This window comes from Herminiimonas arsenitoxidans, assembly GCF_900130075.1.
Classification (GTDB): Bacteria; Pseudomonadota; Gammaproteobacteria; order Burkholderiales; family Burkholderiaceae_D; genus Oxalicibacterium; species Oxalicibacterium arsenitoxidans.
Map to the genome: position 1 here is coordinate 3,205,671 of NZ_LT671418.1, position 15,136 is coordinate 3,220,806.

Sequence of the window (15,136 nt, forward strand, 5' to 3'; positions counted from 1 at the left end):
AGTGCATGTCGAAGTAGAGCATCTTGACAGAGTGGCATCGCTTAAATATCCATTTCCGATTGGATAGAAGGGCACTTGCTCCTATAAAATGCGGTGCGAGGTATGCTGAAATGATTGGTAAGGTCATTTTGCAGATATTGCCCGATGCAGGAGTTGCTGGATTCGCTACGGACTTAATACATTATTTCAGATAAGGAAAACGACTAGACATGCTGACTCTCTCGCAAAGTATTTTCAAGGCTTATGACATACGCGGCATCATTGGTAAGACACTGGATGCAGATGTGGCCCGTAATATCGGACGCGCTTTCGGTAGTGCCGTGCGTGCCAAAGGCGAGCAAGTCGTCGTGCTGGGTCGCGATGGCCGTTTGTCCGGGCCTGAGTTGTCGACAGCATTGGCAGAAGGTATGCAATCCGTAGGCATAGATGTGGTTGATCTTGGTGTGGTTGCCACGCCTATGGTTTATTTCGGCACGCATGTGCTGGATACGCAATCCGGCATCATGGTCACCGGCAGTCACAATCCTCCTGACTACAACGGTTTTAAAATGGTGTTGGCCGGCGAGGCGATTTACGGCGATACGATACAAGCTTTGTACCAAGCCATCGTTGAGCAGAATTTTGCAGAAGGCAAGGGCAGCTATCGTACTTACGATATTGCAGCCACGTATGAGAAGCGTATCGTCAGCGACGTCAAACTCGTGCGCCCGATGAAGATAGCCATCGATTGTGGCAATGGCGTGGCAGGTGCATTTGCTGGCGATTTGTATCGCGCATTGGGTTGCGAAGTCATTGAATTATTTTGCGAAGTAGATGGCACTTTCCCTAACCATCATCCCGATCCGGCGCATCCGGAAAACCTGCAAGATCTGATCCATTGCCTGCAAACGACAGACGCGGAAATCGGCTTGGCCTTCGATGGTGATGGTGACCGTTTGGGCTTGGTGACCAAGGATGGTCAAATTATTTATCCAGATCGACAGTTAATGTTGTTTGCGCAGGACGTGTTGACGCGTCATCCGGGTGAACAAATCTTGTATGACGTCAAATGCACGCGTCATCTGGCGCCGTGGATTACTGAACGTGGTGGCAAGCCACTGATGTGGAAGACGGGTCACTCGCTGGTCAAGGCAAAAATGCGTGAAACCGGCGCACCTTTGGGTGGCGAAATGAGCGGCCACGTTTTCTTCAAGGATAGATGGTACGGTTTTGACGACGGCATGTATGCAGGGGCACGTATGCTGGAATTGTTGAGTCGTGAAAAAGATCCTTCGGCAGTATTGAATGCCTTGCCGCAATCGGTCAGCACGCCGGAATTGCAATTGCAATTGAAAGAAGGCGAAAGCTTCCCTTTGATCGCCAAAATGCAGAGTGAAGCGAAATTCCCTGGTTCAGATCAGATCATCACTATCGATGGTTTGCGCGTTGAATATCCGGATGGTTTTGGTCTGGCTCGTTCGTCGAACACCACACCGGTGATCGTGATGCGTTTTGAAGCAGAATCGCAGCAGGCTTTGCAGCATATACAGGCAGAGTTCAAGCGCGTGATACTTGCGGCCAAGCCGGATGCGGTATTGCCGTATTAAGGCAACAATTGGATTTGCCGCAATCGGTGCAATGCCGATTGCGGCTGTTGATGAAATCGTACGATCTGATGGTGGCTGGTATCAAGAATAAGCACCAGTTCCCGCGCAGGCTGCATAATACGGCTGACGTCATTTAATTTCCCTAATTTCCCCCTTTATGCAAGCAATGCTGCCCGTGTACGAACAACTGAAGGCACACTGATACGATGCGCCTGATCTATTCCATTGCCTGGTGGTTTGCCTTGCCGCTCGTCTTGCTGCGGTTGTTTGTACGTGGTCGCAAAGAGCCGGGCTATCGCCGACATATTGCGGAGCGTCTGGGCTTCTATCGCGGTGTTTCTTACGATGGTTCTGCGCCTGTACTCTGGGTGCATGCAGTTTCTGTTGGTGAAACGCGTGCAGCGCAGCCTTTGATTGATGCCTTGCTGACGGCTTATCCGACGCATGTATTGTTGTTGACGCACATGACGCCGACAGGGCGTGCGACCGGCAAGGATTTGTTCGGCAAGCAGACACGTGTGGTGCAAAGTTATCTACCGTATGACACGGGTTGGATGGTGGGGCGCTTCCTGCGTGCCTTCAAGCCGAGTCTCTGTGTATTGATGGAAACCGAAGTCTGGCCAAATGTTATGGTGCAATGTACCAAGTATCGTGTGCCGGTTGCTTTGGTAAATGCACGCTTGTCCGAACGCTCCTTGAACAAGGGTTTGAAATTTCCATCCCTGTTTGTTGAAGCTGCCGCTGCGATGTCATGCGTTGCGGCACAAACAGAAGGCGATGCTGCGCGCATACGGCAACTTGGCGCACCTTCTGTACACGTCACTGGCAGTATCAAATTTGATGTGGTGCCACCGGCAGCAATGTTGCAGCGTGGCGCCATCTTGCGTAAGCAATTCGGCGCGCGTTCGGTGCTGGCATGTGCGAATACGCGCGATGGTGAGGAAGCATTGATACTGGATGCCTTACTCGCACAGAATCGGCCGGATATTTTGTTGCTGCTCGTGCCGCGTCATCCGCAGCGTTTCGATGAAGTTGCGCAATTGGCTGAGGCGCGTGGTTTATCACTGGTCAGGCGTTCCACCATAGGCAGTGATCAATTGACTGCAGATGTTCGCGTATTCCTGGGCGATTCCATGGGTGAAATGTTTGCCTACTATGCTGCTTGCGATGTGGCTTTTGTCGGCGGCAGCTTGCTGCCTTTGGGTGGACATAATTTGATAGAAGCCAGTGCGGTCGGCAAGCCGGTGTTGATAGGCCCACATACATTTAATTTTTCTGATGCAGCTGAGAATGCCATTGCTGCCGGTGGTGCTCTACGTGTGGCGGATGCATCTGCAATGTGGGAACAGGCAATTCGTTTGCTGGATGACGACACTGCACGAACAACGATGGGTGAAAGTGCACAGCACTTCGCTCAGCAGCACGGTGGTGCAACTGCGCGTACCATGGCGTTACTCATACCGCTGATCAAGTGATGTCATACACTCGCCAGCCTACGAAGACAGGAATACAGCATGAATACAGAAAACAAGACGGAATTATCTGCCGAGCAAGCCTTGCTTGAGCCTGCGACGTCACTTGAAACGAAATATAAACGCGTCGTGGCGAAGGCTGATGGTGCTGAGGAAGAAGGCACGTTGCCGGTAGATTACCGCCGTGTTCAACATGGACATGGTCCTTGCTCTTGCTGCGGGCCGTACAGCGAATAGTGCTCTGTTTCAATATGCGCGGTCAGAAGTTTTAGTCGCCGCTAATCCCCATTGAAAATAAAACGACGCTCATCGTGACTACGGTCGACGATGAGCGTGCGGTCATATTCATTTTTGTGTATTAATGACGGTCATGGCCGCGACCGTGACCGCGATCATAGTCTCGATCGTAATGACGATGATCGTAGTGGTGATGTCTGTAGTAGCGCGGACCGTAGTAAGGGCGCGGTTGCACGTAGACAGGGCCTGGTTGTACATATACGGGCTGTGGCTGCATATAGACAGGTTGCGGTTGAACGTAAACCGGTGCTGGTGCATAGACAGGACCGATAGGTACGCCGATATTGAGATCTACATTCACGCGTGCCATCGCAGGTGCTGCGGCAAACAGCATCACCACTGTGGCAAATAATCCGGCTGAAATCGTAATATATTTTTTCATCACTAGCTCCTTGATCGATGGCTCTATTAAATGCCATAGCCGGATCGATATCTAGAGCAAATCCGTAAGGTTTGTTACGACATGTATCTGTAGCGTCTTCTTCAGGTGCTGCAGATAGACGTATTACGGATGTATATGCCGTGTGATCGGCATATACGAAAATTAATTGCCGGTTTTAGTCGCAGGGCAACTTTGTCCCAACCAGCGACCGCTGGTATTGGCAGATTCATCAACAGGAATGCCGCGCACCTGACCTTTGAATTCAGTGCGTCCGGTAAAACTCTCCGATGTTGTCAGCGTCGCTTCTGTCTTGCCTTGTCCGTTTATCTGATTGCCGGAGCAAGCAAGATCAGCCGTGTAGCGATTCTCCACGCGTATGGCATTGCGGGCTTCACAACCGGATTGGCGATGATAAAGGTAGGGCGGGATTTTTTGCTCGGCCATTTCTTTTGTGATGCAGACTTTGGAGGTGGCTGCACCATTCTGGATTTTTGGCATGTCAAAACCATATTGTTTTGCCAAGTTGCTCAAGTTCTGCATTTGATCTGGTGGAATTTGTTCAGCGAGAGAAAGTAAATCTGATGTCGCTGACATTTCCCACAATCCTGGCCGCATTGTATTTTCAGCAGCGTGTACAGAGGAAGTAAATGCTAACAACAGCGATAAGGGCAATAAAAATTTACGCATGAACTTTCCCGAAAATGTTAAATCAGATGCCCTTCTGAGTACAATTGCGGAAGGAGGTTCAAATGATCGCCGAAAGATATCGGCACATAAAAATAGAGAGCGTCATTCGAATAATTCTTAATCGATATCCCATATCGATGGGATACGAAAAAAACACGAATACGACGAGAATAGAGACAGAAACGGAGCACAAAATATGTCATTTCAATTACCACCGAATGTTACCGCGCAGCGGAAACCCATCTCTGCAACTTCCTACGAATATATCTTGCGACACAGCGAACTTGGCCAATTAGGTCAGATTCTGTTGAGCGCTTGTACATCCGGTAGCTGCAAGGTAACTAGTCTGGTGTACGGTCAACCCGGCGAGCAATTAACAGAGCAACGTCGTGCGGTGTTCGAGCCGCTGGCAAGATCGCTGGCTGAACAAATTCAGTCGACAACCAATTTCCCCAAAGCAGCGACAGGCAAAAAGGAGTCCGTCGCTGCTTAGCATGTTGATGCAATCCATCAACGGATAGCTGTCTGGACTTGCAGATTGCATAAAAAAGGGAGGCCACATAATGGTTTCCCTTTTTTGTTGCCGCGATTCCTGATTTAATTAACCCGAGCATTTACGTCACGCCACAGTTCGGCATTGTCGTTCAGCCATTGCTCCGCCAGTTCGCGCTTGCCATGTTTGTTTGGATGAAAGCGATAGCTGAAATACTGCAGCATGGGCAGTGTGTAGCGCCAGATGCTGCCATTTTTTCCAAATAGAAATTTCAATGCCGACCAGTAAGTGCTAGCTCTGAATAATGATTTGTCACGGTGCAGATTGAGCAGCGTCTGCGAGCCTGCTTCCAATATGAATAAGAGCGCAGTATAGGCGTACCAAGATACGCGTCGCATATAACCACCCCCCAATGTTTGATACAGGTCGTAAGCGACTGCCTTGTGTTCGGTTTCTTCTGCCGCATGCCAACGCCATAGCGTTTGCATTTTGGGTTCGGCACCATCGAACCAGTTGGCGTAACGCAGTGTGCCGTCGGCCAGAATGGCGGTGCAATGTTCATAAGCCGCAGTGATAGCAAGCAGGCTTAGCGGATGAAATTTGTATTTTTCGGCAATGGCAATACGACGGAGCGCCCAGTGTTGCCAGTGATTGTTCAGACCTTGTTTTTCCAGATGACTGTTGTAGAGATAGTGAATGTGGCGATGCGTGGCTTCTTGCCCGATGAATTGTCGGATAGTTACGCGTAGTGATGCATGTTCCGGCGTATCGGGCAGTAATTCCAGACCAGCACGTACTGAATCGATGAAGAACTGCTCGCCGACCGGGAAGCTCATGGACAGCGCGTTGTAATACATGCTCTTGAACGCGTCATCGTTATGCCAGTGACGCGGAAAGCCTGTAGCAAGGTCTATGTCGAGTTTGCGGATCAGCAAATTGGCAGGTGAGTTGTTCATGAGCACGCTTGTGTTTGCGATGGAATATGAGCATTATTCATCTTCTGCCGAATTTCCTCAACTCGCTTACTGCTCAGTTTTTCTCATGCCGACATCCAAGAAGCCACCAGCCCGGACAAGTGCGGAAAGCATGCGTAGATTGCCTACGCAGGATAGGGCGCAACGTACGATCGAGACTATTTTTGATGCTACTGCTCAGATTGTTGATGAGCAGGGTGAGGCTAGTCTGAGCACCAACAAGATCGCGCAGAAGGCTGGATTCTCTATTGGCACGCTGTATCAATACTTCCCCACTAAAGAGGCGATTTTGCTGGCGATGATTCATCGTGCGCGCCGGCAAGTCATGGACGACATGCAAGCCAAGCTTGCGCAAGCGGTGGCAGAACATACCGATCCGGAGCAAATCATTCGTGAGCGGATACATGGCTTGATCGAAGCTTTCGGTTCCGGCGGTGTCTTCAAGCGTTCAGTGATACGTCTGGCCTGGCGTATGGATCATCATGAAAACATCATGCAGGCCATGCGTGAAGGAGCTGAACATATCGCGCTGGCACTGAGTCAGTTGCAATCGCCTGCGTTGCGCGTGCCGACTGTGGCGACTATTTTCGTATTGACGCGTGCCGTGATGGGGACAATACGCAGTGCCTCATTGGAGAACTCGCCTTTACTCGGCACGAAAGAGTTCGAGGATGAACTGGTGCGTATGGTGTGGGGAATGTTAAAGGCTTAATCGTCAGCGATAAAAAAAAGCGGACCGAAGTCCGCTTTTTTTTATTGAAGTAAAACTGACTTACTTGCTTGGTGTGGCAACTGGCGCAGCAGCAACCGTTGTTTCTACCAAACCACCGCCCAAAGAACGGTACAAATCGATGGCATTCGTCAAACGCAGCAAGCGAGCTTGTACCAGATCCTGCTCGGCCGTGAACAACTCGCGTTGTGCATCGAGTACATCCAGCGAACTTGCAATGCCGTTCTGGAAGCGTTGATTCGCCAGTTTCAAACGTTCTGCCTGTGCTTCTTGTACGCGACGTTGCGCATCGATTTGCTCTTCGAGCAGATCACGTGCAACCAGAGCATCGGCGACTTCGCGGAAGGCACTTTGTATGCTTTTCTCGTAAGTAGCGATGGCAATGTTTTTACGTACTTCGGTCAAGGTCAGATTGGCACGATTGCGGCCTGCATCAAAAATCGGCAACACCAGTTGTGGTGCAAACGACCATGCACGCGAACCACTATCGAACAGTCCGGACAATTCATTGCTTGCGGTACCCAAACCTGCTGTCAGCGAAATGCGCGGGAAGAAAGCGGCCCGTGCTGCGCCGATATTGGCATTGGCTGCGAGCAGCGATTGTTCCGCACTGCGGATGTCAGGACGGCGCTCCAGTAAATCGGAAGGCAAGCCAGCCGGGATGTCGGTCACGATGTTTTGTGCTGACAGCGGTTGTGCTTCAGGAAAACCGACTAATGGTTGACCGACCAGCAGTGTCAATGCATTCAAGGCTTGTGCACGTTGGCGTGCCAGCGTTACTTGCGCGACGCGAGCCGATTGCAGCAGAGCTTCGTTTTGACGCAAATCCAGAGCGGATGATGCGCCGACTTCAAAACGTTGCTTTGCCAGATCGTAAGCGGTTTTACGGCTTTCCAATGTGCTTTGTGCGAGCGCTTGTTGTTCGGCGTAAGCGCGTTCAGCCAGATAGGCTTTGGCAACTTCCGATACCAAGCTGATCTGCGCTGCACGTTGTGCTTCTTCCGTTGCCAGATAGCTGGCCAGCGCGGCATCGGTCAGGCTACGTACGCGACCGAAGAAATCCAGTTCGAACGCAGCCAGACCCAGACCAACTTGATAATTGCTGGTCACAACGCTGCTACCGGTTTGCGATATCGAAGCCGGTGTGCGTGCACGTGAGCCGGTGGCTGTGCCATTCAGGTTAGGCAATAAATCTGCCCACTGAATGTTGTACTGTGCACGCGCTTCTTCAATACGCAAGGCAGCAACACGCAAATCGCGATTGTTGACGAGCGAGGCACTGATCAGTCCTTGCAAGCGCTGATCAGGGAAGAAGTTACGCCAGCCAGTTTCGTAGGCGCGTTGCTGTTTATCTGCAGCCGCCGATGCCGCCGGGTATTCAGCAGCAACAGGCGCGTCGGGACGCGTGTATTTTGGCGCCATCGAGCAAGCGCTCAATACGCTTGCTGCGAGTACGGTCAATGTCAGTTGTTTGATCATAATTCTTCATCCTCATCACGTGGCTTGTTCGCCGCAAACTTGCGACGTTGACGTTCGCTATCCTTGAAGATGGTACGAACTACCACAAAGAACACCGGTACCAGGAACACGGCGAATACCGTTGCTGTAATCATGCCGCTCATCACACCAGTACCGATCGCACGTTGGCTGGCCGAACCGGCACCGCTTGCAAGCACCAGCGGCAATACACCGAGGATGAACGCGAGCGAGGTCATGATAATAGGACGGAACCGCAGATGGACTGCTTCCAGTGTCGCTTCTATCAATCCCTTGCCTTGTGCCTGCAAGTCTTTCGCAAATTCAATAATCAGAATCGCGTTCTTCGCAGACAAACCAACCACCGCAATCATGCCGACCTTGAAGTACACGTCATTCGGCATGCCGCGCAGCGTCACACCAAGCAGTGCACCAAAGATACCGAGTGGCACCACCAACATCACCGAGAACGGAATCGAGGTGCTTTCATACAATGCAGCCAACACCAGGAATACGGCGATCAGCGACAGTGCATACAGCGCAGGAGCTTGCGAGCCGGAGGTTTTTTCTTCCAGCGACTGACCAGTCCATTCGAAACCAAAACCAGGTGGCAACTTGGCGACGAAGGCTTCCATTTCTGCCATTGCTTCACCCGTACTATGTCCAGGTGCTGCACCGCCGGAAATCTTCATTGCCGGATAGCCGTTGTAACGTATCAATTGCACAGGGCCGGTAATCCATTTCGACGTCACGAATGACGAGAATGGAACCATGGTGCCTGCCGAGCTGCGTGCATAGAGTCTGGTCAGATCTTCCGGTTGCAAACGGCTAGGCGCATCGGCCTGGACGATCACACGTTGCTGACGACCCTGATTCGGGAAGTCATTCACGTAAGCAGAACCCAGTGCAGTGGAAAGCACACTGTTGATCGTCGCGAATGGCACGCCCAAGGCATTGGCTTTATCTCTATCAATGTCCAGTTGTAACTGAGGCGCATCTTCCAAACCTTCTGGACGTACACCTGCCAGCACTTTACTTTGTGCTGCCATGCCGAGCATTTGATTGCGTGCTGCAACCAAAGCGTCATGTCCAAGGCCTGCACGATCTTGCAGACGGAAGGTGAAGCCGGTTGCATTACCCAGTTCTGGAATTGGTGGAGGATTCAGTGGATACACAATCGCATCCTTGATTCCCATGAATGCACCGAATGCTTTGCCGGCAACGGCATCAGCAGATTCGGAAGCATTACGTTTGCTCCAATCCTTCAATGGTGTAAATACCAGCGCCGCATTTTGACCGTTACCCGAGAAGCTGAAGCCGGCAATCGCAATCACGTGCTCGACTGCAGATTCTTTCAGATAATAATTTTCAATGGTCTTGATGACTTCCAGCGTACGACCGGTGCTGGCACCTGGTGGCAACTGGACGTTGGTAATGATGTAGCCTTGATCTTCATTCGGCAGGAAAGATGCGGGCAGACGTGTGTACAACACGCCGACGCCGACCAGCAACACGACGTAGATAATCATATAGCGGCCGGTCTGCTTCAGCATCTTGGCGACGAAGCCTTGATAGCCTGCAGCAGTGCTATTGAAGCGACGATTGAACCAGCCGAAGAAACCACCTTTTTCGTGGTGATGACCTTTTTCTACCGGTTTCAGCAAGGTTGCGCACAGTGCTGGTGTCAGCGTGAACGCCATCAATACCGAGAACACCATCGATGCAACCATCGACAAGGAGAACTGACGGTAAATTGCACCGACCGCACCGCCGAAGAATGCCATCGGGATGAACACCGCAATCAGCACCAACGTAATACCGATCAGCGCGCCGGTAATCTGGCCCATCGCTTTGCGAGTTGCGTCACGCGGCGACAAACCTTCTTCGCTCATGATGCGTTCGACGTTTTCCACTACCACAATCGCATCATCGACCAGAATACCGATCGCCAGCACCATACCGAACATGGTCAGCACGTTGATCGAGAAGCCGAACAACAGCAAGGTCGCAAATGTACCCAGCAATGCAACCGGTACGACGATGGTTGGGATCAATGTATAGCGGATGTTCTGCAAGAACAGATACATCACCAGGAACACCAGGATAATCGCTTCGATCAGTGTTTTAACCACTTCTTCGATAGAGATCTTGACGAACTTGGAGGTGTCGTAAGGGATGGTGTATTTCACGCCTGCCGGGAAGTACTTCGACAGTTCATCCATTTTCTTGTGTACTGCAGTTGCCGTGCCCAGCGCATTTGCGGTTGGCGATAATTGCACACCGATGAAGGACGTTGGATTGCCATCGAGACGGCCCGAGGTCGCATACGATTGGCCGCCGACTTCGATGCGGGCGACATCGCGCAGACGCACGGTCGAACCATCCTTGTTGGCGCGCAGGACGATATTGCCGAACTGCTCAGTGCTGTTCAGTTGACCATTCACCACCACGGTGGCGGAAATCTGTTGCGTGCCCGGAGCTGGCAAGTCGCCCAGCGTACCGCCAGCTACCAATGCATTTTGTGCCGTGATTGCTGTGCTGACATCGGATGGAGTCAGGTTCAGACCAACCAGTTTGGCTGGATCGATCCAGATGCGCATCGCACGTTCGGTACCGAACAACTGCGCTTGACCAACGCCAGGAACGCGCTTGACTTCATTGAGCACGTTACGCGACAGATAATCACCCAGCGCAACCGCATCCAGCTTGCCGTCGGTCGATGACAGACCGATGAACAGCAGGAAGTTACTACGCGATTTGGTTACTTGCACACCTTGTTGCGTGACCGCAGCAGGCAAACGTGCTTCCACGCGTTTCAAGCGGTTTTGTACATCAACGGCAGCCAGATCAGGATTGGTTGCTGGAGAAAACGTTACCGTGATTTGTACCTGGCCATTGGCCTGGCTTTGCGATTCGATGTATTGCAAACCATCGGCGCCGTTCATTTCCTGTTCGATCAGACTGGTGACGCTATCGTCCAGCGTTTGTGCCGTCGCGCCAGGATAGTTGGCAGTAACGACAATTTGCGGTGGTGCGATGTTCGGGTACTGCGAAACCGGGAGGCTGGTAATCGCCAGCACGCCCGCGAGCATGATGAAGATCGCCAACACCCAGGCAAAGACCGGGCGGTCAATAAAAAATTTACCCATTACAGTACTCCCTTACTTCGACTTCGGTTGTTCTGCGGTCTTGTCTGCAGGGGCGGCTTGTTCTGGCTTTGCAGCTGGCTTGGCTGCATCTGCTGCAGGAGCAGCTGGAGCGGCCGCAGGAGCTGCGCCGGCAGGTGCTGGTTTTTGCCATTGAATTGCTTTGACAGTTGCACCTGGTTGCACTTTTTGCAGACCTTCGACGATGACTTGATCGCCTTCTTTCAGACCGTCGGTAATGATCCATGAGTTGCCGCTGGAGTTGCCGGTTTTAACTGGACGCGAAACAACTTTGCCGTCGGCACCGACGACCATCACAGCGGAACCGGCAGGCGTACGCACCACAGCTTGTTGCGGCACGGTGATGGCGTTTTCATCTACCGCTTGTTCAATGCGAGCGCGTACATACATGCCAGGTAACAGCAAGCCATCCGGGTTAGGGAATTCAGCGCGCAGCGTGATGGAGCCAGAGCTTTCATCAACCGTCAGGTCGGAGAACAAAAGTTTGCCGGCACGGCTGTATTCCTGACCATCGTCAGTAACCAGAGTTACTTTGGCAGCACCTTTGCCAGCGCTCTTCAATTGACCTTGATCCATTGCGCGTTTGAGCTTCAGTACTTCGTTCGCTGACTGCGTCATGTTGACGTAGATAGGATCGATTTGCTGAACAATGGCGAGCGGTGTGGCGTCACCCTGACCAACCAGTGCACCTTCGGTTACCAGAGCACGACCAACACGGCCTGAGATAGGTGCAGTTACGTTGGCATAGCCGAGCGATAAACGTGCATTTTCACGCGCTGCCTTGGCCGAGGCCAGATCAGCGATTGCTTGCTTCTCGGTCGCGACGACATCGTCATATTCCTGTTTGCTGACGGCATTGGTTTCAACCAGTGGCTTGTAGCGTTTGGCTTTCAACTCTGCCTGCAGCAAGGTCGCTTCTGCACGTGCTACGGCAGCATCGGCGCTGTTATAAGTAGCTTGCAGTTGCGCCGGATCGATCTGGAACAAAGGTGTGCCAGCTTTGACGTCACTACCTTCGCGGAACACGCGTTTCAATACGATGCCAGGTACACGAGCACGTACTTCGGAGACGCGTATGGATTCCATACGGCCTGGCAGTTCATTGGTAACGCCCAATACACCTGGCTGAACTGTGACGACGGAAACTTCTTGTGGGGGAGGTGCTCCGGCCTGGTCTGATTTTGCACCGCAAGCAGCGAGTGCATAAATAAGGAAGAGAGCGGCGCTAAGGCGTGTCAAACGGGGAAGTGAACTCATAAACATCTCGCACGGTAAGTGGATAGTGCCGCCAGAACATCGACAGCCCGGTAAAGAAAAGGGTGAAGCAGAAAAAATGACAAAACATTCATTCTTTGCAAGATGATCTGAATGCTTTGTTTTGATGCTATGCAGTAAATCGGGTATTATACATACATTCGCGAATGTATGTATGTGTGGAAATTGCTATTTTGATGTCTTCAAGCATACATAAATATTCGAAAATTATGACAGGACTATGATTTTATGGCTCGCTCTACCAAAGAAGAGGCACTAGAGACGCGCAACCGCATCCTTGATGCTGCGGAACAAGTGTTCTTTACACGTGGCCTTGCACAATCGTCATTGGCTGATGTTGCAGTCGCAGCAGACGTGACGCGTGGCGCGATTTATTGGCATTTCAAGAACAAGGGTGATGTGTTTGAAGCCATGTGTGAGCGCGTACGCTTGCCTATGGAAATGATGATGAGCACACCAAAGGATCAATTCGTGCGGGATCCGCTGGGACATTTACGCCATACCTGGATTTATCTGCTGCGCGACGTCGTCGATAATCCGCGTTCGCGCCAAGTGCTGGATATTCTATTCCTGAAATGCGAATTGGTTGATCAGAATGATCCGATCTGGGTGCGTCAACGCGAATGCCATCGTCAGGGTTTGGAAAACATGGAGCGTATTTTGGCGGAGGCGGTTACCTTGGGGCAATTACCGGCTGATCTCGATACGCGTTTAGCTGTGCTGACTTTGCATAGTCATGTCATTGGCTTATTGAATGATTGGCTGTTTTCACCAAGCAGTTTCGATTTGAAAACTGTTGCGGAGCCCTTGATTGATGCTTGCCTCGATAGCTTGCGCAATGCACCGTCCTTGCGTTTGAAGAAAGCGTGACGATGACGCCATCTGCGGATGGCGTATTACATTCAGGGCAGCGTCAATAAAGTATTGATCTGCGCCAAGTCCTGTTCCTGCAAAGAACCTGCTGCCGATTTCAAGCGCAGGCTATTCATCAAAGTGTCGTAACGTGCTTTCGCCAGATCGCGCTGCGTAATGAATAATTGTTGCTGCGCATTCAGCACATCGATGTTGATGCGCACGCCAACCTGATAACCCAAACGATTCGATTCCAAGGCAGAACGGCTGGATACTTCTGCCGCTTGCAATGCCTTCACTTGCGCTAAGCCGCTATTCACACCCAAGTAGGCTTGCTGCGCATTTTGTGCAGCGATACGGCGTGCTGTTTCCAGATCGGAACGTGCTCTATCTTCCAGTGCAATCGCCTGGCGTACCCGACTCGTAATCGCAAAGCCGCTAAAGAGCGGAATGGACCATTGCACACCTATGGTATTGGTCGGGCCAGTGCCGTTATTCAAACCTTGTATCGTGCTGGTGCGCTGATTGGTTTCGTTGCGACTGGCAACCAGATCGACCGTCGGATAATGGCCGGCGCGATTGCGTGTGATTTCGCGCTTGGCGATTTCCAGTGCCAGTTTCTGTTGCAGTACAACGAAGTTTTGTGTTTCTGCGCTGCTGACCCAGGTATCGATTTGCGCCGGTTCCGGCGCTTTCAATTCAACGCCAGTACGCAAGATGGCTAATTCGGCTGGCGGCTTGCCTATGATTTGTTGCAGGGCTGTACGTTTAATCGCCAAATCATTTTGTGCGCCGAATTCCTGTGCGATCACCAAGTCGTAGCGTGCTTGCGCTTCGTGCGTGTCGGTGATGGTGGCAGTGCCAACTTCAAAATTACGTTTGGCCGATGCCAGTTGTTCACTGATGGCACCTTTTTGTACTTGCAGTGCAGCCAGCGTATCTTGCGCTGCCAACACATCGAAGTAAGCTTGCGACACGCGCAGGATCAAATCCTGTTGCACCACGGCGAAGGCAGCTTCGCTGGCTGCCACCGCTAGTTTGCTTTGTTCGTAATTCTGCCAGGCAGCCACGTCGAATAGCGGTTGCGATAGTGACAGTGTGTAGCCGTGCGTTTTGACATCAGGAACGTTATCGCGTTGTGCCTTTTGGTATGAGCCGCTGACGCCGATGAGCGGCAGCAAATTTGCTCGACCTTGTACGGATACTTCCTGACCTGCACTTAGATTTGCGCGTGCACTGGCGTAGACGGCATCGTTGACTAGCGCTTCCTGATAGACCTGCAACAAATTCACTGCGTGTACCGGCAGAGAGAGAAAAGCAGTTGCGATCAGCGTGACGAGCTTGGCATTGCGCATTGCGTTTCCGGGGAAGTGGGCTATCAGTGGACTAAGTTACGAAGAATAATGCGTTTGATTAGTAGGTCGGCATAGCCGGATCGACTTGCTGCGCCCATGCGTGGATGCCGCCGGTTAGATTGGTCACTTGCGTAAAACCATTAGCTTCCAGGAAGTGTGCGACCCGCATGCTGCGTGCGCCGTGATGGCAAACGCAGACGATGTGCGCATCCTTGTCCAGTTGTTCTAACTGGACAGGAATGGTGTTCATAGGAATCGAGACCGAGCCTGCAATCTGGCAGGTTTGATATTCCCATGGCTCGCGCACGTCGAGTAAAACGGGAGCAGAGTCAGGCGACTCTGCGATCAACGCTGCCAGCTCCGGCGCGGTCAAGTGTTGCATTGCGATTC

14 protein-coding genes are annotated in these 15,136 nt (G+C 51.7%); 6 read left to right on the top strand and 8 right to left on the bottom strand.

From position 1 onward, the window contains the following. Nucleotides 1–209 precede the first annotated feature (209 nt). The 3 genes from BQ6873_RS15220 to BQ6873_RS15230 all read left to right on the top strand — a co-directional run bounded on the left by BQ6873_RS15220 (nt 210) and on the right by BQ6873_RS15230 (nt 3,295). On the top strand, nt 210–1,586 hold the full coding sequence (locus BQ6873_RS15220) for a phosphomannomutase/phosphoglucomutase (protein WP_173830606.1): 1,377 nt from the start codon (nt 210–212) through the stop codon (nt 1,584–1,586). A 206-nt stretch (nt 1,587–1,792) separates the two neighbouring features. Beyond that, complete coding sequence (waaA, locus tag BQ6873_RS15225) at nt 1,793–3,061, top strand: lipid IV(A) 3-deoxy-D-manno-octulosonic acid transferase (protein ID WP_076593408.1); 1,269 nt, start codon at nt 1,793–1,795, stop codon at nt 3,059–3,061. 39 nt (nt 3,062–3,100) lie between these two features. After that, the gene (locus BQ6873_RS15230) at nt 3,101–3,295 is read left to right on the top strand and encodes a hypothetical protein (RefSeq protein WP_076593409.1); all 195 of its coding nucleotides are present in this window, start codon (nt 3,101–3,103) and stop codon (nt 3,293–3,295) included. Nucleotides 3,296–3,416: 121 nt separating this feature from the next. On the opposite strand, the gene BQ6873_RS15235 is transcribed toward BQ6873_RS15230, so the two are convergent. Both BQ6873_RS15235 and BQ6873_RS15240 read right to left on the bottom strand, forming a co-directional pair. Next, nucleotides 3,417–3,737, bottom strand: coding sequence for a hypothetical protein (locus BQ6873_RS15235; RefSeq protein WP_076593410.1), 321 nt, complete (start codon nt 3,735–3,737; stop codon nt 3,417–3,419). Nucleotides 3,738–3,899: 162 nt separating this feature from the next. Further along, nucleotides 3,900–4,424 (bottom strand): DUF3617 domain-containing protein, encoded by a 525-nt coding sequence (locus BQ6873_RS15240; protein ID WP_076593411.1) that lies wholly within the window; start codon nt 4,422–4,424, stop codon nt 3,900–3,902. Between the two features lie 196 nt (nt 4,425–4,620). Here BQ6873_RS15240 and BQ6873_RS15245 point away from each other — a divergent pair, with 196 nt between their 5' ends. Then, nucleotides 4,621–4,917: a hypothetical protein gene (locus BQ6873_RS15245; protein WP_076593412.1), complete on the top strand. Its 297-nt coding sequence runs from the start codon at nt 4,621–4,623 to the stop codon at nt 4,915–4,917. A gap of 104 nt (nt 4,918–5,021) precedes the next feature. On the opposite strand, the gene BQ6873_RS15250 is transcribed toward BQ6873_RS15245, so the two are convergent. Continuing rightward, the gene (locus BQ6873_RS15250; RefSeq protein WP_076593413.1) at nt 5,022–5,873 is read right to left on the bottom strand and encodes a metal-dependent hydrolase; all 852 of its coding nucleotides are present in this window, start codon (nt 5,871–5,873) and stop codon (nt 5,022–5,024) included. On the opposite strand from BQ6873_RS15250, the gene BQ6873_RS15255 reads away from it, so the two are divergent. Beyond that, a complete protein-coding gene (locus tag BQ6873_RS15255; RefSeq protein WP_231949362.1) occupies nt 5,872–6,603 on the top strand; it encodes a TetR/AcrR family transcriptional regulator in 732 nt (243 codons plus the stop codon). The genes BQ6873_RS15250 and BQ6873_RS15255 overlap by 2 nt on opposite strands. A gap of 60 nt (nt 6,604–6,663) precedes the next feature. On the opposite strand, the gene BQ6873_RS15260 is transcribed toward BQ6873_RS15255, so the two are convergent. From BQ6873_RS15260 to BQ6873_RS15270, 3 genes are read right to left on the bottom strand one after another with little or no spacing between them, the layout of a single operon-like run. Next, nucleotides 6,664–8,100 carry an efflux transporter outer membrane subunit gene (locus tag BQ6873_RS15260; protein ID WP_076593414.1) on the bottom strand — a complete coding sequence of 479 codons (1,437 nt, stop codon included), beginning with the start codon at nt 8,098–8,100 and terminating at the stop codon, nt 6,664–6,666. Beyond that, a complete protein-coding gene (locus BQ6873_RS15265; protein ID WP_076593415.1) occupies nt 8,097–11,246 on the bottom strand; it encodes an efflux RND transporter permease subunit in 3,150 nt (1,049 codons plus the stop codon). Before BQ6873_RS15265 ends, BQ6873_RS15260 begins: the two co-directional genes overlap by 4 nt. 12 nt (nt 11,247–11,258) lie before the next feature. Beyond that, nucleotides 11,259–12,521, bottom strand: a complete 1,263-nt coding sequence (locus tag BQ6873_RS15270) for an efflux RND transporter periplasmic adaptor subunit (protein WP_076593416.1) — start codon at nt 12,519–12,521, stop codon at nt 11,259–11,261. A 246-nt stretch (nt 12,522–12,767) separates the two neighbouring features. Between BQ6873_RS15270 and BQ6873_RS15275 the strand changes: the two genes are divergently transcribed. After that, on the top strand, nt 12,768–13,409 hold the full coding sequence (locus BQ6873_RS15275; RefSeq protein WP_076593417.1) for a TetR family transcriptional regulator: 642 nt from the start codon (nt 12,768–12,770) through the stop codon (nt 13,407–13,409). Between the two features lie 32 nt (nt 13,410–13,441). Here BQ6873_RS15275 and BQ6873_RS15280 read toward each other — a convergent pair whose 3' ends face one another. Continuing rightward, nucleotides 13,442–14,746, bottom strand: a complete 1,305-nt coding sequence (locus BQ6873_RS15280) for a TolC family outer membrane protein (RefSeq protein WP_076593418.1) — start codon at nt 14,744–14,746, stop codon at nt 13,442–13,444. Between the two features lie 58 nt (nt 14,747–14,804). Further along, nucleotides 14,805–15,128 (bottom strand): rhodanese-like domain-containing protein, encoded by a 324-nt coding sequence (locus tag BQ6873_RS15285; protein WP_076593419.1) that lies wholly within the window; start codon nt 15,126–15,128, stop codon nt 14,805–14,807. Nucleotides 15,129–15,136: the final 8 nt, after the last annotated feature.

What these genes read in the sequence shown, in the direction of transcription:
- BQ6873_RS15220 (WP_173830606.1), top strand. Translation starts at nt 210, where the DNA reads ATGCTGACTCTCTCGCAAAGTATTTTCAAGGCTTATGACATACGCGGC.
- waaA (WP_076593408.1), top strand. Translation starts at nt 1,793, where the DNA reads ATGCGCCTGATCTATTCCATTGCCTGGTGGTTTGCCTTGCCGCTCGTC.
- BQ6873_RS15230 (WP_076593409.1), top strand. Translation starts at nt 3,101, where the DNA reads ATGAATACAGAAAACAAGACGGAATTATCTGCCGAGCAAGCCTTGCTT.
- BQ6873_RS15235 (WP_076593410.1), bottom strand. Translation starts at nt 3,737, where the DNA reads ATGAAAAAATATATTACGATTTCAGCCGGATTATTTGCCACAGTGGTG.
- BQ6873_RS15240 (WP_076593411.1), bottom strand. Translation starts at nt 4,424, where the DNA reads ATGCGTAAATTTTTATTGCCCTTATCGCTGTTGTTAGCATTTACTTCC.
- BQ6873_RS15245 (WP_076593412.1), top strand. Translation starts at nt 4,621, where the DNA reads ATGTCATTTCAATTACCACCGAATGTTACCGCGCAGCGGAAACCCATC.
- BQ6873_RS15255 (WP_231949362.1), top strand. Translation starts at nt 5,872, where the DNA reads ATGAGCACGCTTGTGTTTGCGATGGAATATGAGCATTATTCATCTTCT.
- BQ6873_RS15250 (WP_076593413.1), bottom strand. Translation starts at nt 5,873, where the DNA reads ATGAACAACTCACCTGCCAATTTGCTGATCCGCAAACTCGACATAGAC.
- BQ6873_RS15260 (WP_076593414.1), bottom strand. Translation starts at nt 8,100, where the DNA reads ATGATCAAACAACTGACATTGACCGTACTCGCAGCAAGCGTATTGAGC.
- BQ6873_RS15265 (WP_076593415.1), bottom strand. Translation starts at nt 11,246, where the DNA reads ATGGGTAAATTTTTTATTGACCGCCCGGTCTTTGCCTGGGTGTTGGCG.
- BQ6873_RS15270 (WP_076593416.1), bottom strand. Translation starts at nt 12,521, where the DNA reads ATGAGTTCACTTCCCCGTTTGACACGCCTTAGCGCCGCTCTCTTCCTT.
- BQ6873_RS15275 (WP_076593417.1), top strand. Translation starts at nt 12,768, where the DNA reads ATGGCTCGCTCTACCAAAGAAGAGGCACTAGAGACGCGCAACCGCATC.
- BQ6873_RS15280 (WP_076593418.1), bottom strand. Translation starts at nt 14,746, where the DNA reads ATGCGCAATGCCAAGCTCGTCACGCTGATCGCAACTGCTTTTCTCTCT.
- BQ6873_RS15285 (WP_076593419.1), bottom strand. Translation starts at nt 15,128, where the DNA reads ATGCAACACTTGACCGCGCCGGAGCTGGCAGCGTTGATCGCAGAGTCG.